Source organism: Streptomyces sp. SID13666, from assembly GCF_010548325.1.
GTDB classification, from domain to species: Bacteria; Actinomycetota; Actinomycetes; order Streptomycetales; family Streptomycetaceae; genus Actinacidiphila; species Actinacidiphila fildesensis.
This window is the reverse complement of the sequence record NZ_JAAGLX010000042.1, coordinates 48,764-72,681: the sequence shown is the minus strand read 5'-3', so window position 1 is coordinate 72,681 and position 23,918 is coordinate 48,764. Positions and strand designations below refer to the sequence as shown.

Below are 23,918 nucleotides of genomic sequence, written 5' to 3'. Positions count from 1 at the left end.
TGGCCTCCCGGCCGACCAGCAGGGGCACGGTCTGACCACAGAACTCGAACGGCTCCGGCATCGGAAGTGCTCACCTGCTGGCGGCTACAACATCAAGTCTCTACGACCCGATACGGCCCATTAGGCAGCGGGGCAGGGAAGGGTGCAGCTGATCTGCTTGCCCAGCGGGGTCCGCTGGACGGTCCAGCCCGGAGCGAGGGCGTCCACGATCCACAGGCCCCGCCCGGACTCGGCCTGCGCGTTGTCCGGTAAGGCGCCCGTCCGGGCTGGGGCGCGGTCATCCAATGGGTCGTGGACCCGCACGTGCACGTTGTGCTCGCTTCGGCGGACGGTGACGACCACCGGCGCCCACGGCCCGCACAGGGCCGCGGCATTGCCGACGAGTTCCGAGGCCACCAACTGGGCATCCGAAGCCACCTGTTCGTCGTGACAGGTGGCGGTGACGGACTGAAAGACCTGGGCGCGCATGCGCCGCAGATGCTCGGGGCTGGTCGCCATGTGGAGAACGAAGCCGCCGGGACGCGGCAGGAGGTAGTACCCGCACGCGGCGGGCGAAGGCGGTGATGCGTGCGGCCCGGGATGGGCGGCGCTGTGGTGCATGTGGTGTGCTCCCCAGTCGAAAGCACGCCCCCAGGTCAATCGAGATGATCCGGTCCCGGGGGTCGTGCAGCGGGTCGGCAGGCACATCGGCGGCCGCGGTGAGGTTCGCGGGGGCCGGTGCACGGCAGCAGCACAGGAACACGATCAGCCAGTGGGCCGTTACGCGCCGCTACCGTGAGCCAGCATGCCCCCACCAAACTCGATTGGGCAATATGCCCAGCGAAATTTCCTCAGATCGGTTGTCCCGGCTCGTTCGGCGGGTCACACTGACGCCATGGCGTGGAAGAGGAATCCGGCACCGCAGTCCGTGTACCGCCGTCAGCTCTCGTCCCGGCTACGGGAGTTGAGAGACCAGGCGGCTCTGACGCTGACCGAGGTGGCCAAGACGGTCGAGGTCAACCAGGGCTCGCTGAGCCGCATCGAGACCGGCGAGCGGGGCACCACCCCGGTCCTGGTCAAAGCACTCCTGGACGCCTACGGCGTCAGCGACGCCGAGACGCGCGAGGACATCTTGGACCTGGTGCGCGCCGACCAGGCGCAGAGCAAGCCGTGGTGGCGCAAGTACTCGGCCGTCATCAACACCACCCAGTACGGCGGCTACCTCGCGCTGGAATCCAGCGCCAACACCTTCCGCAACTACGAACCCCAGCTGGTGCCCGGCCTGCTGCAGACCGGCGACTACGCCCGCGAGGTCATCACCGCGATGCGCGTCGACCTCGACGCCAAGCAGATCGAGGCCCTGGTCACCGTACGGCTGGGACGCCAGGCGATCCTCGAGGGCGAAGGCGCCCCGAAGCTGTGGGCGGTGATCGACGAGGCAGCCCTACGACGCATCGCCGGCTCCCCGGCGGTGCTCAAGGGCCAGCTCGAGCACCTGCTCACCCTCGCGAAGCGCCCCAACATCACCGTGCAGCTGCTGGAGTTCGCGGCGGGGTTCCATCCGGGGCTGTACGGGTCGTTCATGCTCATGGGCTTTCCCGAGCCCAATCCGGACGTGGTGTGGGTAGAGAATCTGACCAACTCGGTGTACTTCGACAGCTCCGCGGACGTGGAGCGGTACACCGAGGTGTTCGATCACCTGCGGGCCCGTGCGCTGGGTCCGCCGGAGACCCGTGCCCGTCTGAGCACCATGATCAAGGAGTTGTGAGTGAGCACCGCCAAGCCCCACCCCGACGAACTGGACTACTCCGCTGTGACCTGGGAGAAGAGCCCGTTCAGCGGGGGCAACGACAACTGCGTGGAACTCGGCGTCATCGGCGACCTGATCGCCCTGCGCGACTCCAAGCGGCCCGAGCAGACCCCGCACCTGTACACCAGGGGCGAGATCGCCGCCCTGATCGCGGGCGCCAAGGCCGGCGCCTTCGACCACCTCGGGTAACCCACCCGCCGCCACCGGCCGCAATCGCGGCAACCGGCGGGTGACAGGCGACGGTTCGGCCTCAGGGTTAGTGAGGCCGAACCGTCGCGGTCATCGTGCCAGAGAGCACCGACACCACCGCCACAGTGCCAAGAGCTGCACGGAGGACGCCGTGAATCCCACGCACCGCACCGGGCGCCCCTTGTGCACTCCATCGGTGCACCGGCTGCACGTGCGCTGGGCGCCGAGAAGTTACGGTGCGTGCCACCTCATCGTGTCCCTGGTCCCCGACCAGGAAACCTCACTGACCAACGACGTTCGAACCGCGTCGGCCGCATTGCCTCGGGAGGTGCGATGGCATCTTTTCACTCGCGCAGGTGACTCTGCACGTCAGGGATTGGCATTGTGCACTTCGGGGCCACTAGGGTCACGCATTGTGCGCTCCATGACTTCCTGGGCCGACGCCCTGGCACTGCATTCTCCCGGCGAACTCCTTCTCCTTTTACGGGAAAAGAGGATTCAGGCCGAGGAAAGTGTTCACGCATACGGCCAGATGATTACCACACTGGAAGGCATCGTCGGCAGCGACGAGTTGTGGCACACGGTCACGATCCCCGACCAGGCGACGTCCGGCCCCGACCCCACCGAGCCACCCCCCGCCGGCCCGCATCCCGCCGACGGCCCCGCCGCGGAATCGACTGCGGACACCGAGGGCGAAAGTGGCGGGGCTGAGGATCTGGCCGACCAGGCCGAGGAGATGTTCTCTGGCTTCGACGACGCGGGGTTCGTCCCGCCGCAGCGGGCCGAACCGGCCGACCAGCCGCCACCCGCCACGAGGCGGCCGCCGCGCCGGGACCGGATCCTGGCGGTGGTGACGCCGACCCCGCTCAAGTGGTTCTCCTCCCAGGACCTGGCCGCTGCGATCGATGCCGGCTCCTACCGCAATCTGCGCGGGGTACTGAGCGAGATGGTGCGCGGCGGGGTGCTCCTCAAGAGCAAGAAGGCCGGCCAGAGGAACGTCTACTACCGTCTCGCGCCCGTAGTCGCCGGCGCGGAGGAAACGGTGGTCGGGGGGTAGCGCCCAAAAAGCAGGCACCTCCGGGATTACGGCCCGGAGGTGCCCCATATACGACGTCACCAAGGTCTCAAATCCGGGTTCAAGTCGCGGGGCGAGCTTAGCAACACTCTCGCAGCATTGTATTCACGCGCCGTGGCCGATCACCCGAAGGTGTGCCCCATTCCCGGGGTGTTGGGCGGTCATCGCGCTTGCGTTCCTATTCCTGTCACCCGGGCGGATTCCCGGCGCGGCCACAGATCCACGTCCAATTCCGTCTCCAGGCGGGCGACCGCCCCGAAGTCGGGCAGCACCAGGCCCCGCAGCGCGCGCTCGACGGTACGGCGGTTGACGCCGGTGATCCGCTCCACCGCGAACGGATTGAGCGCCCGCTCGGCGATGACGTCCCGCAGCCGGCGGGCGAAGACCTGCGCGTAGCGGGCGCTGACGGGCGCGTCCGCGCGCAGCGGCCCGTCGGGCCAGGACCCGGCGGCCAGGTAGCTGGCGGGGGCGTCGTCTCGGTTGCTGCGCGGCACGCTCCCACGGTAACCGCGACCAGGCGAGGAAATCCCTGTCCATCAGGGGATTTTCATCCGAACGGCGTTCGAATCTGGAAGACTGGTCTTACAAGACCAGTCGTTTCGGGGAGACGCCCATGCCGCGTCCGCTCGTCATGGGCGGCGTGCCGGTGAGCGATGTGCCCACCGCCATCGCCCTCTACCAGCCCACCAGCCTGCACCCCACCGCCTGGGGCGAAGTCGCAACCTTGGTGCGCTCTACGGTCACGGCCTTCGGCCCCGGTGACCCGTGGATGGCCGTGCGGCACCTCAGCGCGGTTGCGCGGTTCTGCGCCTGGGCGGCGTCGCAGTACCTGCCGCTGGAGACCGAGGCCCTGTTCACCCCCGACCTCGTCGAGCGCTACGCCCAGGTCGGCATGCCCACCCTCTCGCCCGTCTCGCGGGGAACTCACCGCTCCCGGCTGTCGGCGGTGGGCCGGGCCGTCACCCAGCGCGCGCTGTGGCCGCCAGTTCCCAAAGCCCTGCCGCGCAGCCACCTCGCCCTGCCCTATACCTGCGACGAGGTCGCCGGGTTCCTGGAGATCGCCGCGAAGCAGTCCACCCACAACCGCACCCGCATTGCGTACGGTCTGCTGGCCGGAGGCTTGGGCGCCGGTCTGACGCCGGGCGAGCATCTGGTCATCACCGGCCGGTGTGTCCACCAGGACGGCGAGGGCACCACGGTCCACCTGCCCGGCGCCAAGGCCCGCCCTGTGCCGGTGCTGGACGCCTACGCCTGCCTGATGCGGTCGCTGGCGGCCCGGTTTCCCGACGAGCCGCTCGTCGGGCGGTCCGGACGCACCGACCAGAGCCGCCTGAGCCGTCTGGTCGCCTACGTCGAAGTGCCGGGGTGGCTTCCGCCGCTCAGTGCGGCGCGCCTGCGCACCACGTGGATGGTCACGCTCCTTGCCGCACGCGTTCCGCTGCCCGCATTCCTGGCCGCCGCGGGACTGGCCAGCACCGGCAACCTCATCGAACTCGTCCCCCACCTGCCGCAACTGTCCGCCGCCGACGCCCAGCAGGTCATCGCCCACGCGCTGTCCGATCCACCGGGGCGGGGGCGCACTCAGTGAGCGGGCCGCTGCCCTGGCACCGCACCGGCCTGCACCGGCGGCTGACGATCGAGCAGGCCTACCGCCGCGCGACGCTGCTGGTGGACCGGTGCGGGCTGCTGCCCGCCGTCCGCGACGCCCTGCACTGCGAGGTGGGCGCCCCGCGCGAGTTCACCGCCCGCGCCCTGCTGGTGGGCCTGGCCGTGCACGCGCTGCGACTGGAGGACATGCATCTGACGAAGGTCCTCGACACCCTCACCGAACTCCCAGGCCACGCGCAGAAGGCACTGGGGCTGTCCGGGGAGGCCACCTACCGCATGGTCTGGCACGCCTTCACCCGCCTCATCGACGCCCTTCAGGCGGGAACCCTCGCCACCGCGCACAATCACCCGTGGGTCAACCGCACCACCGGGGAGCTGTCCCCCTGTCCTAAGGCATGCCCGTACGAGGCGATCACCACCACGGTGTTCATCGCACGGCTGCTGGACGCCTCGCTGCCCGAGACCATGCCGCTGACCGGGGCGGTGGCAGTGGACTCCACCGACTACGAGACCTGGGCCCGGCGCCGGTCCTGGAGCGGTCACCCCGACGTCGACCCTGACCACCTCCCGGTCCCAGACGGCACCCCCGCCGCCCCGACCAGGAAAGTGCGCGCCGTGAACGAACCGGGCTGGCCACGCGCCGGCCGCGACGGACGGGACCAGCACACCCACGACCACGACGCCCGCGACGGCTACCGCTCGGGCACCAACCTCAGCCCCGGCGGCGTCTTCTGCGGCCACGACCTCCACCTAGCCGTCAACGCCCGCGCGGTGGGCGGCCCCGAGGTGCCCTTCGTCATCACCGGCATGCACCTGGCCCCGGCCGGCGCCCACAAAGGCACGGCCGGCCTCACTGTCCTCGACCAGTTCCCAGCCGGCACCGGCCACCGCCGGCCCCAGCTGACGGAAGTCCTCGCCGACCGCGGCTACTCCTTCTGCACCCCCGCCCGCTGGGCCTACCAAGTCCGCGCCCGGGGCCTGGAAGCCGTCATCGACCTGCATCCCCGCCAGCGCGGCACCCACCCCGGCCCTCCCGGGACGAAGTTCATTGACGGCGGCCTGTTCAGTGACGCCCTGCCCCCACCGCTGCACGACCTGCCGGGCTTTCCCATCGGCATGCCCTCCGCCGCCAAGGCCGCACTGCGCGCCCAGTACGACCAGCGGGCGCAGTACGCCTTCACCCGGCACAGCCGACCCGACGGCGACGGCTACCAGCGGTTCAAAGGCCCGGCAGTCGCGGGCAAGGTCCGCTGCCCCAACTTCCCCCGCTCGATGCGCCTGCCGCAGACCCGGCCCCAGACACGCTGCACCCCGGGCGCGGACTGTGCCTGCGGGCAGACCCTCACCCTCCCGCCGGAGGCGATGGCGTGGACCCGGCAACGCAACCTGTGCGGCACCACACTGTGGGCGGCGGACTACGGGCGCCGCTCGGCGGTGGAGTCCAGCAACGCCGAGATCAAGACCCACCGGCTCCACATCGACCGCGGCTTCACCCGCGTGATGGGCACCGTCAAGAACAGCGTCCTGCTGGCCTTCGCGCTTGCCGGCCTCAACGTCATCCTCCTGCGCGCCTGGTACGCCAAGCGCACCCTGCCCGACCCCTGGGCCACCCTCACCGGCGAACCCCAACCCGCGACCGGGGGCAAGGCCAAACGCACCCGTGCCAAACGGCGCCCCACCACCCTGGCGGGTCTCATCGGGGACGCACCCCCGGGCTGACAGGCCTCGCCCCTCGCCACCCTCACCTCAGCGCCGCGCGCCGCTCCGGCCTGCCCGCACCGAGGCGAAACTCCCACCCCGATTGCTGAAGACCCTCTTCGGGCACCTCAAAACACTGTGGCAAATAGGTAGAAATCATTGCGCAGGGCCATGCCATCGTCGAGCTCTGCAGCCGTCTGTACACACGCCAGAACCCCCGGCCTGGATTGCTCCAGACCGGGGGTTCTGTGACTTCACCTGCGGGTATTGCGTGAACTACCCCGGAGTTCTGACCAGAAGGTCAGAAGTCCATGTCGCCACCGGGCATGCCGCCACCGGCGCCGGCGCCGGCTCCGGCCTTCTCGGGCTTGTCGGCGATGACGGCTTCCGTGGTGAGGAAGAGCGCGGCGATGGAGGCCGCGTTCTGCAGCGCGGAGCGCGTGACCTTGGCGGGGTCGATGATGCCTTCGGCGATCATGTCGACGTACTCGCCGGTCGCGGCGTTCAGGCCGTGACCGATGGGCAGGTTGCGGACCTTCTCCACAACGACGCCACCTTCGAGGCCACCGTTGACGGCGATCTGCTTCAGCGGGGCCTCGAGGGCCAGCTTCACGATCGCGGCGCCGGTCGCCTCGTCACCTTCGAGCTCGAGCTTCTCGAACGCGACGGCGGCCTGGATGAGAGCGACGCCACCACCGGCGACGATGCCCTCTTCGACGGCGGCCTTCGCGTTGCGAACGGCGTCCTCGATACGGTGCTTGCGCTCCTTGAGCTCAACCTCCGTCGCGGCGCCGGCCTTGATGACGGCCACGCCGCCCGCGAGCTTCGCCAGGCGCTCCTGGAGCTTCTCACGGTCGTAGTCCGAGTCCGAGTTCTCGATCTCGGCACGGATCTGGTTGACGCGACCGGCAACCTGGTCGGCCTCGCCGGATCCGTCCACGATCGTGGTCTCGTCCTTGGTGATGACGACCTTGCGGGCACGGCCGAGCAGGTCGAGACCGGCGTTCTCCAGCTTGAGGCCGACCTCCTCGGAGATGACGGTGCCACCGGTGAGGATGGCGATGTCGCCGAGCATGGCCTTGCGGCGGTCACCGAAGCCCGGAGCCTTGACGGCGACGGACTTGAAGGTGCCACGGATCTTGTTGACGACGAGGGTGGAGAGCGCCTCGCCCTCGACGTCCTCGGCGATGATCAGCAGCGGCTTGCCGGACTGCATGACCTTCTCGAGGAGCGGGAGCAGGTCCTTCACGGACCCGATCTTCGAGTTGACGATCAGGATGTACGGGTCGTCGAGGGACGACTCCATACGCTCCAGATCGGTCGCGAAGTAGGCGGAGATGAAGCCCTTGTCGAAGCGCATGCCCTCGGTGAGCTCAAGCTCGAGCCCGAAGGTCTGCGACTCCTCGACAGTGATGACGCCTTCCTTGCCGACCTTGTCCATTGCCTCGGCGATGAGCTCGCCGATCTGGGTGTCGGCGGCGGAGATGGAGGCCGTAGAAGCGATCTGCTCCTTGGTCTCCACGTCCTTGGCCTGCTCGAGCAGCTGGGCGGAGACGGCCTCGACGGCCTTCTCGATGCCGCGCTTGAGGGCCATCGGGTTGGCGCCCGCGGCTACGTTGCGGAGGCCTTCCTTGACGAGGGCCTGGGCGAGAACGGTCGCGGTCGTCGTGCCGTCACCGGCGACGTCGTCGGTCTTCTTCGCGACTTCCTTGACCAGCTCGGCGCCGATCTTCTCGTACGGGTCCTCGAGCTCGATCTCCTTGGCGATGGAAACACCATCGTTGGTGATCGTGGGGGCGCCCCACTTCTTCTCGAGGACGACGTTGCGGCCCTTCGGGCCGAGGGTGACCTTGACGGCGTCGGCGAGCTGGTTCATCCCGCGCTCGAGGCCGCGCCGAGCTTCCTCGTTGAACGCGATGATCTTGGCCATAGAAGTGGTCCTCCCGGACAGGGGTGGATTTCAGTGGACCGCGTGGCGCCCGCGACGGACGGCCTGCCGATCACCGGGCTCTTCCCGGCGCTCGATCGGGCCTCGCCGACCCGGTCCTTCTGTCACTCTCACTGTCAGAGTGCTAACGCCAATGATTAGCACTCGCCCTAGTCGAGTGCAAGCGACTGTGGACAACTCGGGGTCCCGGAGGGGCGCCGCGCGGCTCCCCGAGCTTCGGCCAGGGGTGCCTCCACGACCGCCGGGACCGGGACGCACGAAGGGCCCGCGCCCCTGTCGGGACACGGACCCTTCGGCGTGAGTGCGTAGCGCCGTCGGCGACGCTCCGGAGCTTCAGCCGGCCAGGCGGACCATGTCCGCCTGCGGCCCCTTCTGACCTTGCGAGATCTCGAACTCGACCCGCTGGCCTTCCTCGAGGGTGCGGTAGCCGTCCATCTGGATCGCGCTGTAGTGGACGAAAACATCCGCACCACCGTCGACCGCGATGAAGCCGTAGCCCTTCTCCGCGTTGAACCACTTGACGGTGCCCTGAGCCATCCCTAACTCCCCTATTGCTGGCCCTATCGCGAATCCGCACTTCGCGGACCCGGGTCAGACCTCACCCCCGCCAAGGTCGGGGGCGTGCGCCGGAACGCGTCGACCGCGGCCGAATGTATCCGTACGGATGCCCTCTGCAACAGGTCAATCCGACGAGAATTCCAGGCACGACTGATCGGAAATACGGGGAGGAACAATAAGGATCCGGGGCAACTCGGACCGGACATACTTCGCCTACACGACAATCATCTCGCGAATTTGGCGATAAATCGTCGAACCGCGTGCGGGGCCGGGCGGGAGTCCACCGCAACTGTACCTCGATTCAACTACCGCCCCACACCCAGATGCCCCGCCCACCACAGGGCGGACGGGGCATGAGGCGGGCATGAGTTCACGCGGGACTGGGTAGGGACGGAGGTCAGCCTCCGGCTACCGCCGGAATGATCGAGACATTCGCGCCGTCCGGAACCGAGGTCTGCAGACCTTCGGAAAAGCGCACGTCGTCGTCATTCACATAGACGTTCACAAAGCGCCGCAGCTTGCCCGTGTCGTCGAGAACGCGCGCCGAAATACCCGTGTGGTTCTTCTCCAGCGACTCAAGGATCTCGGAGAGCGTCGAACCCTCGGCCGGGACTTCCGACTGGCCGCCGGTATAGGTGCGGAGAATGGTCGGAATACGAACAGAAGCACTCATGCGAGGCCAGCCTCTCGGAACGCGGCAAGGGTCGGGCGGATGACGGCGGTCGGGCCGGTGGTCGGAGCGACCGCGTCGAGGGTCTTCAGTCCGTCACCGGTGTTGAGGACGACGGTCTCCAGGGCCGGGTCGAGCTGACCGGTCTCGATGAGCTTCTTCAGCACACCGACCGTCACCCCGCCCGCGGTCTCGGCGAAGATGCCCTCGGTCCGGGCCAGCAGCTTGATCGCGGCCACACACTGCTCGTCGGTGACGTCCTCGACCGCTCCGCCGGTGCGGCGGGCGATGTCGAGCACGTACGGGCCGTCGGCCGGGTTGCCGATCGCCAGCGACTTGGCGATGGTGTCCGGCTTCACCGGGCGCACCACGTCGTGGCCGGCCTTGAAGGCCGCGGAGACCGGGGAGCAGCCCTCGGCCTGCGCACCGTAGATCTTGTAGGGCTTCTCCTCGACCAGCCCGAGCTTGATCAGCTCCTGCAGACCCTTGTCGATCTTCGTGAGCTGCGATCCGGACGCGATCGGGATGACGATCTGGTCCGGCAGCCGCCAGCCGAGCTGCTCGCAGATCTCGTACGCCAGGGTCTTGGAGCCCTCGCCGTAGTACGGACGCAGGTTGACGTTGACGAAGCCCCAGTCCTCGCCGATCGGGTCGCCGATCAGTTCGGAGCAGAACCGGTTCACATCGTCGTAGTTGCCTTCGATGCCGACCAGCTCGCCGCCGTACACCGCGGCCATGACGACCTTGCCGGCCTCCAGGTCGTGCGGGATGAACACACAGGAGCGGAACCCGGCGCGGGCGGCGGCGGCCTCGGCGGCGCCCGCCAGGTTGCCCGTGGAGGAGCAGGAGAGCGTCTTGAGGCCGAAGGTGCGGGCGGCCTCCAGGGCGATGGCGACGACGCGGTCCTTGAAGGAGTGCGTCGGGTTGCCGGAGTCGTCCTTGACGTACAGGCCGCCGGTGACACCCAGCTCACGGGCCAGGTTGTCGGCCTTGACGAGCTTGGTCCAGCCCGGGTTCAGATTGGGCTTGTCGACCACGTCCGCCGGAACGGGCAGCAGCGGCGCGTAGCGCCAGATGTTCGCCGGGCCGGACTCGATCTGCTTGCGCAGGGCTTCCGGGTCACCGGTGGGGAGGTCGTAGGCCACTTCGAGCGGCCCGAAACACTCCTGGCACGCGAAGACCGGTCCGAGCGGAACGCGTTCTCCGCACTCGCGGCAGGAGAGCGCGACGGCGGGTCCGAACGCGGGTCCGGTGTCCGGGGTGGCTTCAGTGGTGTTGTCGATGGTCTGCACAGCCATGACGGCGAGGCCCTTTCTCCTCATCTTCCCCGCGGCGACGATCGCCACGAGACGGAATTGGCACCTTCCCCACCTGGCCTCGCGTCGTCGACGACGAGATGTGGCGGGAGGGTTGCCGGGACTTCTGCGGGCCGTTCCCTCAGTCCCTCTGGATGAGCGCTGTGGCACCGGGCTCTCACCCGGGCATTTGTTTTCCGTGGTGACCCCCGGCATGCGGCGGTCACTCGCGTTGTTCAAGACTGTAACCGACGAGCCGGACACTTGAGATAGTCGTCCGAACCGCGAGACGGGCCACACAGGGTCCCGTCACGGGGTGGATTCCATGCCCAACCGTCACATCAGGGAGTCAAGCACGTGCTGCAAGAGGTGGAGCGCTGGCTCGATCGACGGTCCTGGTCCGCCGCCGACCGGCCCCTCGAGCGGCTGCTCGCGGCCAAGCGTTCCGCGGGCGACCGGGGCACGGTGAGCGTGGTGCTGCCCGCCCTCGACGAGGAGGCCACGGTCGGTGCGATCGTCCGCACCATCCGCGACGAACTCATGAGCGGTCCCGTGCCCCTGGTGGACGAGCTGATCGTGATCGATTCGGGCTCCACGGACCGTACGGCGGAGGTCTCGGCGCGCGCCGGAGCCCGGGTCGTGCACCGCGACGAGATACTCCCCGACCTGCCCGCGGTGCCCGGCAAGGGCGAGGTGCTGTGGCGTTCGCTGCTGGTGACGAGCGGCGAGATCGTCTGCTTCATCGACGCCGACCTGCGCGACTTCGACGCCGGCTTCGTCTCCGGCATCATCGGCCCCCTGCTGACCGAGCCCGGCGTCCAGCTGGTCAAGGCCATGTACGACCGCCCGCTGGAGACCGGCGACACGATCGTGCCGGCCGGCGGCGGCCGCGTCACCGAACTCGTCGCCCGCCCCCTGCTCAACCTCCACTGGCCCCTCCTCGCGGGCTTCGTCCAGCCCCTTGGCGGCGAGTACGCGGCCCGCCGCTCCCTCCTGGAGCGGCTGCCCTTCCCGGTCGGCTACGGCGTCGAGCTCGGCATGCTCATCGACGCCCTGAACACCGTCGGCCTCGACGCGCTGGCCCAGGTGGACGTCGGCGTCCGCCACCACCGCCACCAGGACGGCCAGGCCCTCGGCCGCATGGCCGCCACGATCTACCGCACCGCCCAGGTCCGCCTCGCCCGCGGCCAGCTCGTCCGCCCCGTCCTCACCCAGTTCGACCGGGCCCCGAACGGCGGCTTCGCCCCCCGCACCCACCAGGTAGCAGCCGAGGAACGTCCCCCGATGATCACCATCCCCGAATACACAGCCCTCCGCGGGGCACGCCGCACGGGCTGACAACCCAAGCCCCCTCCACCACCCCCTCACGGAGCCCGGGGACGTGAGGGGGACGGGGCCGGAGGGGTGGGGTTTCGAAATGCTGCCGAGCTATTTGTGAGCCGCCAGGCTCGTAAATAGTCGATTTCGAAGCCCCACCCCGGAGGACCCGGCCCCCGCAACCACCCCCGCGGCGAAGCCGCCACCACGTTTGCGTCGCAGGACACCTGGCTAGGCTGGCGGCATGGTCGCTCACCGCGCAGCCCCGATCCTCGTCGCCTCCAACCGCGGGCCCGTCTCCTACACCCTCGGAGAGAACGGCACGCTGACCGCCCAGCGCGGCGGCGGCGGACTGGTGTCCGGCCTCAGCGCCATCGGCCCCGACGCCGGCGCCGTCTGGGTGTGCGCCGCCATGAGCGAGGGCGACCGCGAAGCGGTCCGCCGCGGCGAGGGCGACGCGCAGACGCGCATGCTCGGCATCGAGCCGGACATCTTCGCCGCCGCCTACAACTCCATCGCCAACTCCGTGCTGTGGTTCGTCCACCACCTGCTCTTCCAGACCCACCTGGAACCCCTCTTCGACGAGGACTTCCGGCAGGACTGGGCCTCCTACGAGACGTACAACGCCGCCTTCGCGGACGCGCTCGCCGAGGCGGCCGCGGATGGCGCCACCGTCCTCGTGCAGGACTACCACCTGTCACTGGCCCCCGCGATGCTGCGCGAGCGCCGGCCCGACCTGCGCATCGGGCACTTCTCGCACACCCCGTGGGCGCCGCCGGACTACTACCGCCTGCTGCCCGACGACATCGGCGCCCAGCTCCTCACCGGGATCCTCGGCGCCGACCGCGCCGCGTTCCTCACCCGGCGGTGGGCCGAGGCCTTCGCCGCGTGCTGCGCGGACGTGCTCGGCGCGGACGTCGGCCACGACGCCGCCGGGGAGCTGACCGTCACCCACGAGGGCCGCACCACACGGATCGGCGTGCACGGCCTCGGCGCCGACGCCGACTTCCTGCGGGAGCGCTCGCACCGGGACGACGTCGAGGAACGGCTGGCCGCACTCCGCTCCGAGATCGGCCCCGGCCGCCGCACGATCGTCCGCGTCGACCGCACCGAGCTCTCCAAGAACATCGTGCGCGGCTTCCTCGCGTACCGGCAGCTGCTCACCGAGCACCCGGAGTGGCACCAGCGCGTCGTGCACATCGCCTTCGCGTACCCGTCACGCCACGATCTCGCGGTCTACCGCGAGTACACCGCCGAAGTGCAGCGGGTCGCCGACGAGATCAACGCGGACTTCGGCACCGCCGACTGGCAGCCGCTGCTCCTCCACGTCAAGGACGACTTCGCGCGGTCGCTGGCCGCGTACCGTCTCGCCGACGTGGCCCTGGTCAACCCGATCCGCGACGGAATGAACCTCGTGGCGAAGGAGATCCCGGTCGTCTCGGACGACGGGGTGGTCCTCGTCCTGTCCCGCGAGGCCGGCGCCTACGAGGAACTCGGCGACGACTCCCTGGTCGTGAACCCGTACGACCTGCGCTCCACGGCCCGTGCCCTGCACGAGGCCCTGACCCTCGACAAGGACGAACGCACCGAACGCACCAAGCGCCTGGCAGCAGCGGCCACGGCCCTCCCCCCGGCCGCCTGGTTCCTGGCCCAGCTGAACGCGCTGGCCTGACGTGTCGAACGAGGGCCCGGTGCCCGCATCCAGGAGGATGCGGGCGCCGGGCCCTCGGCTTGCCGGTTCAGGTGTTCAGGTGGTGATCAGGCCACGTAGCCCTGCAGGTCGACGACGATGTCGGCGAGTCCCACCGGGATGGAGATGTCGAAGTACCCCTCGGGGGACAGCGGTACGAGAGCCAGGCCGGGAACAGTGCTGCCCGCCGGGAAGTTCAGGATCGACGTTCCCGGTTGCGAAGCGCCGTCCGCGTAGGCGGTGAGGAAGCCACCGGCCAGCGTGTTGGCCGCCGTGACGTTCACCAGAACCGCGTGTCCCGTACCGGCGCTCCCGCCCGCACCGGGCACTCTGATCCGCATCGTGCTGCCCGCGCCCAGATTGCCCTTGTACCCGCCGGTCCCGTCACGGGTGTCGACGAGCCGGCTGGGGGTCGTCGGCATGAACGGGTCGCCGCCCTGCGCGGGATCGACGAAAGCACCCTGCAGGTCGGCGATGAGGTGCACACCGCCGCTCTGGTTGTACAGCAGCACGGTGCCGTCCGCCGCGATCGGCACCGTGACCTGGTTGGACACGATCTGGCCCGTGGAGAAGTTGAGGCTGGAAGTGGTTGGCGGGATGCTGGTGGGCGCCGCGCTCACGAAGCCGCCGCCCACGGACTCGGTCGCGGTCAGGTTGAGGGTGACCGCGTTCGCCCCGGCCGGTACGCCTGCGGCGCCCCTGACCTTGAGCCGAACGGTGCCGCCCGGGCCGAGCTTGCCCTCGGGCGCGCCGGTTCCGTTCCGGGTGTCCAGCAGCCGGACCGGACCGGCGGACGGAAGGCTGTGGAAGCCCCCTGAGGCGGGGTTCCCGACCACGTCGGCGTAATACCCCACGACGTCCGCCAGCAACTGGACCCGGCCGCTCGCTCCGTTGTAGAGCGCGACCTTGCCGTCGGGGCCGACCGGGACGAGCACGGCGTTCGCCACCGTCTGTCCGGCGGTGAAGTTCAGGCTCGACGCCGTGGGCCGGGAGGTGCCACCTGAGTAGGCGGTAACGAAACCGCCGGTGGTCGGCTCGGTGGCGGTGATGTTCAGCAGCACCGCCGTCACATGCCCGTTCGCGGGCACACCCGCCCGCCCGGTCACCGGCACCTGCACCACACCGCGAGGACCGACGCTGCCGGCCGGAGCACCGTTCCCGCTCCGGGTGTCCAGCAGCCGCGCGGACGGCACGGGCACGAACGCACTGCCCGCCGTGACCTGCTGAAGAGAGGCGGCCGTCCGGTCGTGGTCGTCCTTCACCGTCAGCGTGACGACGTAGGTGCCGACCGCCGCGTAGGTGTGGACGGGGTCGTCGGTGACCGGGGTGCCGTCGCCGAAGTCGTAGCGGTAACTCGCGACCGGCCAGGGGCTGACGGTCGCGGACGGATCGGCGGTGACGCGCAGCGGCATGCCGTCGGTGCCGCTACGGACGGCCAGGTGGGCGGCGACCGGTGCGGGCGGCGCGACGACGTGGCTCTTGAGCACCGTCGCGGTGTGGCCGAGAGCGTTGGTCGCGGTCACCGCGACCTTGTAGGTGCCGGGCGCCGGGTAGGTGTGGCCGACGGGAAGCGTCGCCGAGGTCACCTGGGCGCTGCCGTCGCCGAAGTCCACGGCGTACTGCGTGATGGGCACCCAGGTCGCGGTCGCCGCGCCGGTCACGGTCACATCCAGCGGAGCCTGGCCCGCCTTCGGTGTGACGTTGTAGGTCAGCGCCATCGGGTCCTGGAACTCGAACGCGCCCCGGTCGTGATGACCCGCGCCGGTCCCGGTGTCGGCGACGACCGGGTCGTCGACACGGGGAGAGCCGTGCAGGTCGGTGTCCAGCTGACCCGGCGCGTTCGCGTCGGCCGAGTCGATCATGGGCGAACCCTCTTGGGGCGTCATGAACGCGCGGGGAACAGCAACGTCGTGCGCCCCTTGTCCGGAAGCCTGCTGGAATGCGGGAATACCGCCATACGTCTGGTCCGCCCAGCGGTACGCGTTCGGCGCGTCGCTCGTCACGACGTTGTAGTCCGCTGTCGTACCACTGGTTGAAGCGGCCGACACCACAAGGGTCAGATACTGGTTGGAGGAACATCCTGCGGGGGAGCGGCCCGAGAGCTTCAGGAGAACATTGTTCTCGACCGTCGACCCGGAAGAATCTCCCGCCAGCTCCACGCCGGCACCGCAGTTCGCGCCGATCGTGTTGCTGGTGACCACCGTGCCCGGCGCATCGGTCACGGCCACCGCGCGACCGATGTTGGTGACCATCTGGTTGGTCGAAACGACAGCGCGCACCACTCCCGGATCGACGCTGATGGCGTCGCCCGGCGTCATGGTGACCCGGCTCCGGCTCACCGTCACATCGCTGCTCTGCCCGGTCACCCGGACAGCGGGATAGGTGACTCCGCCGGTCACGCTCTTCCAGCCCGAGCTCTGGATCCACGCGTCGTTCACCGTGATCCGGCCGGAATCCGTGACGAGCACGGCCTCATGCCCGCTCTTGGGCGTGAAGTGCTCGAACGTGACGTCATGGACGCCCTTGAAGCTGACGGCATGCAGCAGGTCCTGCTGGATGCCGATCACCACGGCGCCGGGCACGACGGTCTTCTCGTACCCCGGCCCGGTGAAGGTGATCGGCGCCTCGGGCGTACCGGACCGGGTGACTTCCACCGACTCCCGGTAGTTGCCCTTGGCGATCCGCACCGTCTGACCCGGCTCGACGATCTTCGCCGCCGCCGAGATGGTGCAGAACGGTACGGCCTGGCTCCCCGCGTCGGCACTGGCGTCCGAGCAGGTGGCGGAGCCGTTGTCGACGTACAGATTGCCCGCGTCGGCCTGCGCGGCCTGCGCCATGACGCCGAGTGCCGGCAGGCCGGTACCGATGAGCAGGGCCGATACAGCAAGCCCCGTTATGCGTGCTTTGCGCACGGCATTGACCCCCAGAAAAGTCGCGATGGACGCTCCCACGGCGCATGGGCCGCCCCCCGGCGGCTGCGGCATCGTGCAGCTGACAGATCTTCGCAGATCAGGCGCCGCCGGCACAGCCCCGGAACGTCACGCGACCGACCCCGGCCTCCCGTGCGGGGAGCGATGCGGGCGCGCCGCAGAAACCCTCGGCACCGCCCGCGCCCCCGCCGGAGGCGGGTCAGTGTGCTTCGAGCGCGTCCGCCAGGGCGTTGAGGAGATCCACCACGCCCTTCGGGCCGTCCACGACGAGGTCGGAGCGGGCGACGAGTTCTGGGGGGACCTCGCCGGAGGCGGTGCCGCTGCAGACGAGGATGCCGGGGAGGCCTTCGCCGCGGAGGCGTTCGACGGCGCCGAAGGCGGCGAGGTCGCCGAGGTCGTCGCCGGCGTAGAGCACGGAACCGGCGTCGGCCTCGCGGAGGTAGGAGGCGAGGGCGACGCCCTTGTCCATGCCGGGGGGCCGCAGTTCCAGGACGAGGCGGCCGGGCTCGACGATGAGGCCGTGACGGGCGGCGAGTTCGCCGAGGGGGTCGCGGAGGGCTTCGAACGCGGCTTCCGGGTTCTCGGTGCGGCGGGTGTGGACGGCGACCGCGCGTCCCTTGTCCTCTATCCAGGTGCCGCGCCAGGCGCCGATCCGGTCGAGGAAGCCGGGCAGCTCGGCCCGTACCGCGTCGACGCCGGAGTGGTCGCCCGCGGACTTCACCTCGCCGCTGACCGCGTCCCAGCGCTCCGCGCCGTAGTGCCCGAGGACGACGAGCCGCTCCAGTCCCGGGACGCCGGCGAAGCCGCCGTACCGGACCGCGACGCCCGCCGGGCGGCCGGTGATCACCGCGACCGCCCCGAGGTGGGGGACGAGCCGGGCGAGTGCGGGCACCGCGCCCGGGTGGGCGCGGGCGCTCTCGGGGTCGGGCACGATCGGCGCCAGGGTGCCGTCGAAATCGAGGGCGACCACGGCACGTTCGGGGTTCGCGAGGAACGCCGCGAGCCCTTCCTTGCCGTCGGACGTGGACGAGGTCAGCAGGTGACTGCTCATGACCCCGACCCTACCGAGGGGAGGAGGGGCAGAGGAGGGGGCGTGCGAAGCACTTCGTTGGAAGGGTGGTGGCGGGCGACGGGCGGGCACACGGGAGCATGCGCGCGTTCAGCGCGAATCGCGGCGGGTGTCCCGGGCGCGGCGCAGCCGGTTGACGGTCACCGGGTCGTGGGCGAGTGCCCGGGGATCGTCGAGGAGGGCGTTGAGGAGCTGGTAGTAGCGGGTGGCCGACATGCCCAGCTGCTCCCTGATGGCGCGTTCCTTCGCCCCGGGCCCCGCCCAGGTGCGGGCGGCGCGGTCGAGGACGGCCCGGTCCTGGCCGGTCAGGCTCTCGCTCTCGCTCTCCACCCGCGTCTCCTCCACATGACCGGCGGCCACTTGTCCGGCCACAACGTGACCCGTGGTCACTTCACCCGTGGCCACCCGACCCGTGACTATTTGACCTTCTCCGCGGCGTCCTGGTTCTCGGCGAACCGCTGCAGGTCGCTCAGAACCGTCTTGGGGTCGGCGTGCACGGCGCTGCCGAGGACCTTCTTCATCTGGTCGCTGACCGGTCCCCACGAGGTCTTGTCGACCGGGTAGAACTGGGCGGACGGCAGCAGGTCGATGAACTCGATGAGGTCCTTGTCCTTCGGGTCCTTGCGCATCGCCTGCATCGCCGAGTTGGTCACCGGCAGCAGCCCGTACTCGTCGAGGAACTTGATCGAGTTCTCGGGGCTGTAGGAGAACTGCAGGAACTTGCCGATCTCGCCGCGGTGGCCGTTCTGCTTGAAGGCCATCATCCAGTCGGCGACGCCGAGGGTCTCCGCCATCTGGCCGCCCTCGCCGGGGATCTGCACGGCCTTGACCTTGATGCCCTTGGCGAGGGCCTGCTTGAGCAGCGTCGGGTGGCCGTTGACCATGCCGGCCTTGCCTGCCAGGAAGGCGTCGAAGACGGTGCGGCGGTTGGTCTTGGCCGGGTCGCTGCTGCCGGTCAGGCCGGGCTGGACGAGCTTCTCCTTGAGCCACTCCATCGCTTCGACGTTCGGCTGCGAGTCGAGGGTGTAGCTGCCGACGGTGTCGGTGTACGAGCCCTGCTTGCCGAGCATCCAGATCAGCGATTCGGCCTGCGCCTCCTCGGGGCCGAGCGGCAGCCCGTACGGCATCTTGACGCCGTGCTCCTTGAGCTTCTTCGCGTCGGCCTCGATGTCGGCCCAGGTCCTGGGGGCGCCCTTGATGCCCGCGTCGTCGAACAGCGTCTGGTTGTAGAAGAACATCCGGGAGCTGGAGACGAAGGGGATGCCGTACTGGGTGCGGTTCTGCTCGCCCGCCGCGGCGAGGGAGGGGATGAAGTCGGCCTGGGTGCTGATCGGGAACAGCTCGTCGGCGCTGTACAGCTGGCTCTTGGACGCGTAGGCGGCGTAGGAGCCGATCTGGGCTATGTCCGGCGCCTTGCCGGCCTTGACCATCTCGGCGACCTTGGTGTCGACGTGGTCCCAGTCGATGACCTGGATGTCCACCTTGATGCCGGGGTTCTTGGCCTCGAAGGCGCGGCCGAGCTCGTCCCAGTACTTCTTGGAGCTGGTGGCCGCGTCGGTGCCGTAGTCGGCCGCGACCATGTGCAGGGTGACATCACCGCCGAGTGCGCTGCTGCCACCGCATCCACTGAGTGTCGTCAGAGCCAGCGCCGCTGCGATACCCGCTGCCGCCGTGCCCAGGAGTCGTCGCCGGTGCACCGTTGTCCTACCGCCTTCATCCGCTTCATGCGCCCGCCCCCGCGCGTTTCCGGGGGCGTCAAGTGCCCGAGTCTGCCCGCGCTGCCCACCCAAGGTCTACACCACGGCTGTCTCGCTTCGGCAACACCCTTGCCCAACAGCGGGGACAGAAGGGATGGAAGCCCGCAGACCAGGCGATTCGCCTGCGCCCGAAGGGTGATCTTCATGGCGTAAGTGGACTAGACCTTTCCCTGAGGAGAGGGGACACTGTCCTGCGTGAGACACGTCATCGCGCTCGATGTGGGCGGCACCGGAATGAAGGCCGCCCTGGTCGGGGAGGACGGCACGCTTCTGCATGAGGCGCGCCGTCCGACCGGACGGGACCGCGGCCCCGAGGCCGTGGTCGCCACCATCCTCGGCTTCGCCGCCGATCTGCGGGACCACGGCATCCGCGAGTACGGCGAACCCGCCGCCGCGGCCGGCGTCGCCGTGCCCGGGATCGTGGACGACACGGCCGGCATCGCCGTCTACGCCGCCAACCTCGGCTGGCGCGACGTACCGCTGCGCGCGCTGGTCTCCGAACGGCTCGGCGGCATCCCCGTCGCCCTCGGGCACGATGTGCGCACCGGCGGTCTCGCCGAGGGCCGCATCGGGGCGGGCAACGGCGCCGACCGGTTCTTCTTCCTCCCGCTGGGCACCGGCATCGCGGGCGCCATCGGCATCGACGGCCGCATCGAGGCGGGCGCGCACGGCTACGCGGGCGAGATCGGTCACATCGTCGTCCGGCCCGGCGGACCCCTGTGCGGCTGCGGGCAGCGCGGCTGCCTGGAGACGCTGGCCTCCGCCTCCGCCGTCTCCCGCGCGTGGGCGGCGGCCAGCGGCGACCCGGACGCCGACGCCGCCGACTGCGCCAAGGCGGTCGAATCCGGCGACCCGCGCGCGCTGGCCGTCTGGCGCGAGGCGATCGACGCGCTCGCCGACGGCCTGGTCACCGGCCTCACTCTTCTGGACCCCCGGGTCCTCATCATCGGCGGCGGTCTGGCCGAAGCTGGGGACACACTCTTCGGCCCGCTGCGCGCGGCGGTCGAGGAGCGCATCACGTTCCAGAAGCTCCCGCTCATCGTCCCCGCCGCCCTCGGGGACACCGCCGGATGCCTGGGCGCGGGTCTGCTCGCCTGGGATCTTCTCTCCGTGGAGGTAACCGCCTGATGGCCCCCGTAACGACAACGCAGCGCACGGTACTGACCGGTGCCCGTGTGGTGCTGCCGTCCGGCGTGGTGGAGAACGGCCGGGTGACCGTCGACGGCGGCCGGATCGTGGCCGACGAGTCCGCCGAGGCCGGTACGGTCGACCTCAGCGGCTGCACGGTCGTTCCCGGCTTCGTCGACATCCACAACCACGGCGGCGGCGGGGCGTCCTTCACCTCGGGGACTCCGGAGGAGATCCTCACCGGCGTCCGCACCCACCGCGAGCACGGCACGACCACCGTCGTCGCGTCGACCGTCACCGGCGAGATGGACGTCCTGGCGCAGCGCGCGGCGCTGCTGTCCGAGCTCGTCGAGCAGGGCGATCTGGCCGGCATCCACTTCGAGGGCCCGTTCATCTCGCCGTGCCGCAAGGGCGCGCACATGGAGTCGCTGCTGCGCGACCCCGATCCGGCCGAGGTCCGCAAGCTCATCGACGCCGCCCGCGGCACCGCCAAGATGGTCACCCTCGCCACCGAACTGCCCGGCGGCCTGGACTCGGTGCGGCTGCTCGTCGAGCACGGCGTGATCGCCGCCATCGGCCACACCGACGCGACGTACGAGCAGACGATCGAGGCCATCGAGGCGGGCGCGACCGTCGCCACGCACCTGTTCAACGCCATGCCCACGCTCAACCACCGTGCCCCCGGCCCGATCGCGGCGCTGCTGGAGGACGAGCGGGTCACCGTCGAGCTGATCAACGACGGCACGCATCTGCACCCCGCCGTGCTGGAGCTCGCCTTCGGCAGCGCGGGCGCGGACCGGGTCGCGTTCATCACCGACGCGATGGACGCGGCCGGGTTCGGGGACGGGCACTACGACCTCGGCCCGATGGCCGTCGAGGTCAAGGACGGGGTGGCCCGGCTCGTCGAGAACGGCTCCATCGCCGGCTCCACCCTCACGCTGGACACCGCCTTCAAGCGCGCCGTCACCGTCGACCGGCTGTCGCTGGCCGACACCGTGCGGGCGATCTCGGCCAACCCGGCGCGGCTGTTGGGCCAGTACGACCGGATCGGCTCGCTGGAGGCCGGCAAGGACGCGGACCTGGTGGTGCTCGACGCCTCGTACGACCTGGTCGGCGTGATGCGCAAGGGCGAATGGATCGTGCGGCCCTCCTGAGGCCGCCGGGACCCCTTCGTGACGGCGGTTCGCCACCCCCTGGGCGGGCCGCCGTTCCTTTGCCATCATCGACGCGTGATCATCACCGTCACGCCGAACGCCGCACTGGACATCACCTACCGCGTTCCGCGTCTGCTCCCGCACACCACCCACCGGGTCTCCGAGCCCGTTGAACGGCCCGGCGGCAAAGGTCTCAACGTGGCCCGGGTGCTCGCCGCGCTCGGCCACGAGGCCGTCGTGACGGGCTTCGCGGGCGGGCCGACCGGGGAGGTGCTGCGCGAGCGGCTGGCCGGGCTCGGCACCGTGCGGGACGCGCTCGTGCCGATCAAGGGCACCACCCGCCGCACCATCGGCGTGGTCGACGACGCGACCGGCGACACCACGATGTTCAACGAGGCCGGTCCCACCGTCAGCGCGGCCGAGTGGGCCGCGTTCCTCACCGGCTACCGGGAGCTGCTGGCCGGGGCCTCCGCCGTCGCCCTGTGCGGCAGCCTGCCGCCCGGCCTGCCGGTGGGCTCGTACGCGGAGCTGATCCGCGAGGCCCGCACCGCGGGCGTCCCCGTCCTGCTGGACACCAGTGGCGAGCCGCTGCGCCGCGGCCTCGCCGCGCGCCCGGACCTCATCAAGCCCAACCTCGACGAGCTGACCCGGCTCACCGGTTCCACGGAGCCCGCCCACGCCGCGGAGGAGGCCCGCAGGCGCGGTGCGCGGGCCGTGGCGGCCTCACTGGGCGCCGAGGGCATCCTGGCGGTGACGGAGGACGCCACGTGGCGGGCGGTGCCGCCGGACCGGCTGTCGGGCAACCCGACGGGCGCCGGCGACTCGGCCGTCGCGGGACTGCTCCGGCCTCGTCGAGGGACTGGACTGGCCGGGCCGGCTGGCCCGCGCCATCGCCCTGTCCGCCGCGACCGTACTGGCGCCCGCGGCGGGCGAGTTCGACCGGACGGTCTACGAAGAGCTGCTCGGGCGCGTCGAAGTGACGGCCGTTCCGCGCGCTACTTCTTGACCTGGCCTTCCTTCATCCACACCTGGTCGAGGTTGACGCCGCACTTGTTGCCCGGCGCGCAGGTGAGGGCAAGGGTGTTGGAACCCTTCTTCAGATCCACCCACACGTAGGTGGTGGCCCACGCCTTCGTCCAGTCGGCGGTCTTCATGTAGTTGTGCATGTTCACCGGGTTGGTGCGGAGCTTGCCGTTCTCATTGAGCGTGAGACCGGCGTCCTCACCGACGTTGCCGAAGCTGATGAACAGCGTGTACGTACCGTCCTTCGGCACGTCGAAGGTGTACGCGGCACTCGCGCCGACGGCGTTCAGACCGCCCACGGACGTACCGCCCGCGGCCTTGGCGCCCGGCATCGCGTTGGTCCGCGCGGCGCCGCCGGACAGGACCAGTGTGGCGGCGTCCACGACCTTGGACGAGAACTTCTCGGGGGCACTGGCGGACTGGCTCGGCGTGACGGGGGCGCTGGAGGACGGCGGGGTGGACGGCTTGTCCTCCGCGTTGTCCTTCTTGCCGCCGCCCTGCGTCATCGCGAAGCCGATGCCGATGGCGACCGCCACGACCACCGCGATGGCGCCGATGAGCAGCCCCTTGCGGTTCGGTCCCTGCGACCCGCCGCCGCTGCCGCCGCCGTGCGGGGCGTACTGCGTCTGCTGCTGGGTGTACTGGGGCGGCTGTGCCTGCTGGGGCTGCTGCTGCGCGTAGCCCTGGTCGTGGCCCGGCTGCGGCTGGGGCTGCTGCGGCGGGTAGCCGTAACCGCCCTGCTGCGGCGGGCGGCGCTCGCCGACCCGCTGGACCTGGTTGTACGACGTGCGTGGCACGCCCGGCTGTGCCACCGTCGCGCCCTCTGGGGCCGCCCCGGAACTCTCGCCCTCGCCGCCTTCGGAGCGGTAGAGGTACGCGAACGGGTCGTCGTTCTCAGAGGCGCCGTTGTTGCCGGCCGTCATCCGCTGTTCACTCCCTAATGGCACATGCCCATCGCAGCGCGGTGCACCCATGGCTCATGATCGATTAGTCCGCGGCGCGGTCACAAGGCCTGCGCTC

General features: G+C 70.1%; 20 protein-coding genes, 1 pseudogene and 1 riboswitch. Of the genes and pseudogenes, 10 read left to right on the top strand and 11 right to left on the bottom strand.

Annotated features, from left to right (window positions below; all coding sequences use genetic code 11):
- Positions 1 to 120 precede the first annotated feature (120 nt).
- Entirely contained in the window at positions 121 to 600 is a 480-nt protein-coding gene (locus tag G3I60_RS35220) for an ATP-binding protein (protein ID WP_164295793.1), read from the bottom strand.
- 274 nt (positions 601 to 874) lie between these two features.
- Here G3I60_RS35220 and G3I60_RS35215 point away from each other — a divergent pair, with 274 nt between their 5' ends.
- The 3 genes from G3I60_RS35215 to G3I60_RS35205 all read left to right on the top strand — a co-directional run bounded on the left by G3I60_RS35215 (position 875) and on the right by G3I60_RS35205 (position 3,035).
- Positions 875 to 1,747, top strand: a complete 873-nt coding sequence (locus G3I60_RS35215) for a helix-turn-helix transcriptional regulator (RefSeq protein ID WP_164295791.1) — start codon at positions 875 to 877, stop codon at positions 1,745 to 1,747.
- On the top strand, positions 1,748 to 1,978 hold the full coding sequence (locus G3I60_RS35210) for a DUF397 domain-containing protein (RefSeq protein WP_164295789.1): 231 nt from the start codon (positions 1,748 to 1,750) through the stop codon (positions 1,976 to 1,978).
- A 532-nt stretch (positions 1,979 to 2,510) separates the two neighbouring features.
- Positions 2,511 to 3,035, top strand: coding sequence for a hypothetical protein (locus G3I60_RS35205; RefSeq protein WP_164608149.1), 525 nt, complete (start codon positions 2,511 to 2,513; stop codon positions 3,033 to 3,035).
- A gap of 179 nt (positions 3,036 to 3,214) precedes the next feature.
- On the opposite strand, the gene G3I60_RS35200 is transcribed toward G3I60_RS35205, so the two are convergent.
- On the bottom strand, positions 3,215 to 3,547 hold the full coding sequence (locus G3I60_RS35200) for a transcriptional regulator (protein WP_269269791.1): 333 nt from the start codon (positions 3,545 to 3,547) through the stop codon (positions 3,215 to 3,217).
- A 119-nt stretch (positions 3,548 to 3,666) separates the two neighbouring features.
- On the opposite strand from G3I60_RS35200, the gene G3I60_RS35195 reads away from it, so the two are divergent.
- Positions 3,667 to 4,641, top strand: a complete 975-nt coding sequence (locus G3I60_RS35195) for a hypothetical protein (protein WP_164295785.1) — start codon at positions 3,667 to 3,669, stop codon at positions 4,639 to 4,641.
- Positions 4,638 to 6,380 carry a hypothetical protein gene (locus G3I60_RS35190; protein ID WP_164295784.1) on the top strand — a complete coding sequence of 581 codons (1,743 nt, stop codon included), beginning with the start codon at positions 4,638 to 4,640 and terminating at the stop codon, positions 6,378 to 6,380. The genes G3I60_RS35195 and G3I60_RS35190 overlap by 4 nt, the downstream gene beginning before the upstream one ends.
- A gap of 280 nt (positions 6,381 to 6,660) precedes the next feature.
- Here G3I60_RS35190 and groL read toward each other — a convergent pair whose 3' ends face one another.
- The 4 genes from groL to thrC form a co-directional block, all read right to left on the bottom strand.
- On the bottom strand, positions 6,661 to 8,289 hold the full coding sequence (groL, locus tag G3I60_RS35185) for a chaperonin GroEL (RefSeq protein ID WP_138355905.1): 1,629 nt from the start codon (positions 8,287 to 8,289) through the stop codon (positions 6,661 to 6,663).
- Between the two features lie 351 nt (positions 8,290 to 8,640).
- Positions 8,641 to 8,844: a cold-shock protein gene (locus G3I60_RS35180; RefSeq protein ID WP_009339379.1), complete on the bottom strand. Its 204-nt coding sequence runs from the start codon at positions 8,842 to 8,844 to the stop codon at positions 8,641 to 8,643.
- Between the two features lie 418 nt (positions 8,845 to 9,262).
- A complete protein-coding gene (locus G3I60_RS35175; protein ID WP_138355904.1) occupies positions 9,263 to 9,538 on the bottom strand; it encodes a ubiquitin-like small modifier protein 1 in 276 nt (91 codons plus the stop codon).
- The gene (gene thrC, locus G3I60_RS35170) at positions 9,535 to 10,833 is read right to left on the bottom strand and encodes a threonine synthase (RefSeq protein WP_239070633.1); all 1,299 of its coding nucleotides are present in this window, start codon (positions 10,831 to 10,833) and stop codon (positions 9,535 to 9,537) included. The genes G3I60_RS35175 and thrC overlap by 4 nt, the downstream gene beginning before the upstream one ends.
- Before the next feature lie 17 nt (positions 10,834 to 10,850).
- Positions 10,851 to 10,992: riboswitch (SAM riboswitch) on the bottom strand.
- A 195-nt stretch (positions 10,993 to 11,187) separates the two neighbouring features.
- Between thrC and G3I60_RS35165 the strand changes: the two genes are divergently transcribed.
- A complete protein-coding gene (locus G3I60_RS35165; protein ID WP_138355902.1) occupies positions 11,188 to 12,168 on the top strand; it encodes a glucosyl-3-phosphoglycerate synthase in 981 nt (326 codons plus the stop codon).
- A 223-nt stretch (positions 12,169 to 12,391) separates the two neighbouring features.
- Entirely contained in the window at positions 12,392 to 13,819 is a 1,428-nt protein-coding gene (locus G3I60_RS35160) for a trehalose-6-phosphate synthase (RefSeq protein ID WP_164295781.1), read from the top strand.
- Positions 13,820 to 13,905: 86 nt separating this feature from the next.
- Here G3I60_RS35160 and G3I60_RS35155 read toward each other — a convergent pair whose 3' ends face one another.
- The 4 genes from G3I60_RS35155 to G3I60_RS35140 form a co-directional block, all read right to left on the bottom strand.
- Positions 13,906 to 16,749 carry a PKD domain-containing protein gene (locus tag G3I60_RS35155; RefSeq protein ID WP_164295779.1) on the bottom strand — a complete coding sequence of 948 codons (2,844 nt, stop codon included), beginning with the start codon at positions 16,747 to 16,749 and terminating at the stop codon, positions 13,906 to 13,908.
- Between the two features lie 217 nt (positions 16,750 to 16,966).
- The gene (gene otsB, locus G3I60_RS35150; RefSeq protein WP_164295777.1) at positions 16,967 to 17,818 is read right to left on the bottom strand and encodes a trehalose-phosphatase; all 852 of its coding nucleotides are present in this window, start codon (positions 17,816 to 17,818) and stop codon (positions 16,967 to 16,969) included.
- 108 nt (positions 17,819 to 17,926) lie between these two features.
- On the bottom strand, positions 17,927 to 18,166 hold the full coding sequence (locus G3I60_RS35145) for a DUF3263 domain-containing protein (RefSeq protein ID WP_343241988.1): 240 nt from the start codon (positions 18,164 to 18,166) through the stop codon (positions 17,927 to 17,929).
- Between the two features lie 86 nt (positions 18,167 to 18,252).
- Complete coding sequence (locus G3I60_RS35140) at positions 18,253 to 19,533, bottom strand: extracellular solute-binding protein (protein WP_164295775.1); 1,281 nt, start codon at positions 19,531 to 19,533, stop codon at positions 18,253 to 18,255.
- A gap of 255 nt (positions 19,534 to 19,788) precedes the next feature.
- Here G3I60_RS35140 and G3I60_RS35135 point away from each other — a divergent pair, with 255 nt between their 5' ends.
- The 3 genes and pseudogenes from G3I60_RS35135 to G3I60_RS35125 all read left to right on the top strand — a co-directional run bounded on the left by G3I60_RS35135 (position 19,789) and on the right by G3I60_RS35125 (position 22,881).
- Positions 19,789 to 20,721, top strand: a complete 933-nt coding sequence (locus G3I60_RS35135) for an ROK family protein (protein WP_164295773.1) — start codon at positions 19,789 to 19,791, stop codon at positions 20,719 to 20,721.
- A complete protein-coding gene (gene nagA, locus G3I60_RS35130) occupies positions 20,721 to 21,875 on the top strand; it encodes an N-acetylglucosamine-6-phosphate deacetylase (RefSeq protein ID WP_138355896.1) in 1,155 nt (384 codons plus the stop codon). Before G3I60_RS35135 ends, nagA begins: the two co-directional genes overlap by 1 nt.
- Before the next feature lie 75 nt (positions 21,876 to 21,950).
- Positions 21,951 to 22,881: pseudogene (locus G3I60_RS35125) on the top strand (1-phosphofructokinase family hexose kinase).
- Here G3I60_RS35125 and G3I60_RS35120 read toward each other — a convergent pair.
- The gene (locus G3I60_RS35120; protein ID WP_164295771.1) at positions 22,871 to 23,821 is read right to left on the bottom strand and encodes a carbohydrate-binding protein; all 951 of its coding nucleotides are present in this window, start codon (positions 23,819 to 23,821) and stop codon (positions 22,871 to 22,873) included. The pseudogene G3I60_RS35125 and the gene G3I60_RS35120 overlap by 11 nt on opposite strands.
- Between the last annotated feature and the right edge of the window lie 97 nt (positions 23,822 to 23,918).

Bases quoted from the DNA above. Each gene is read 5' to 3' on its own strand.
- nagA (WP_138355896.1), top strand. From the start codon at position 20,721: ATGGCCCCCGTAACGACAACGCAGCGCACGGTACTGACCGGTGCCCGT.
- groL (WP_138355905.1), bottom strand. From the start codon at position 8,289: ATGGCCAAGATCATCGCGTTCAACGAGGAAGCTCGGCGCGGCCTCGAG.
- G3I60_RS35205 (WP_164608149.1), top strand. From the start codon at position 2,511: ATGATTACCACACTGGAAGGCATCGTCGGCAGCGACGAGTTGTGGCAC.
- G3I60_RS35120 (WP_164295771.1), bottom strand. From the start codon at position 23,821: ATGACGGCCGGCAACAACGGCGCCTCTGAGAACGACGACCCGTTCGCG.
- G3I60_RS35220 (WP_164295793.1), bottom strand. From the start codon at position 600: ATGCACCACAGCGCCGCCCATCCCGGGCCGCACGCATCACCGCCTTCG.
- otsB (WP_164295777.1), bottom strand. From the start codon at position 17,818: ATGAGCAGTCACCTGCTGACCTCGTCCACGTCCGACGGCAAGGAAGGG.
- G3I60_RS35180 (WP_009339379.1), bottom strand. From the start codon at position 8,844: ATGGCTCAGGGCACCGTCAAGTGGTTCAACGCGGAGAAGGGCTACGGC.
- G3I60_RS35215 (WP_164295791.1), top strand. From the start codon at position 875: ATGGCGTGGAAGAGGAATCCGGCACCGCAGTCCGTGTACCGCCGTCAG.
- thrC (WP_239070633.1), bottom strand. From the start codon at position 10,833: ATGGCTGTGCAGACCATCGACAACACCACTGAAGCCACCCCGGACACC.
- G3I60_RS35195 (WP_164295785.1), top strand. From the start codon at position 3,667: ATGCCGCGTCCGCTCGTCATGGGCGGCGTGCCGGTGAGCGATGTGCCC.
- G3I60_RS35160 (WP_164295781.1), top strand. From the start codon at position 12,392: ATGGTCGCTCACCGCGCAGCCCCGATCCTCGTCGCCTCCAACCGCGGG.
- G3I60_RS35175 (WP_138355904.1), bottom strand. From the start codon at position 9,538: ATGAGTGCTTCTGTTCGTATTCCGACCATTCTCCGCACCTATACCGGC.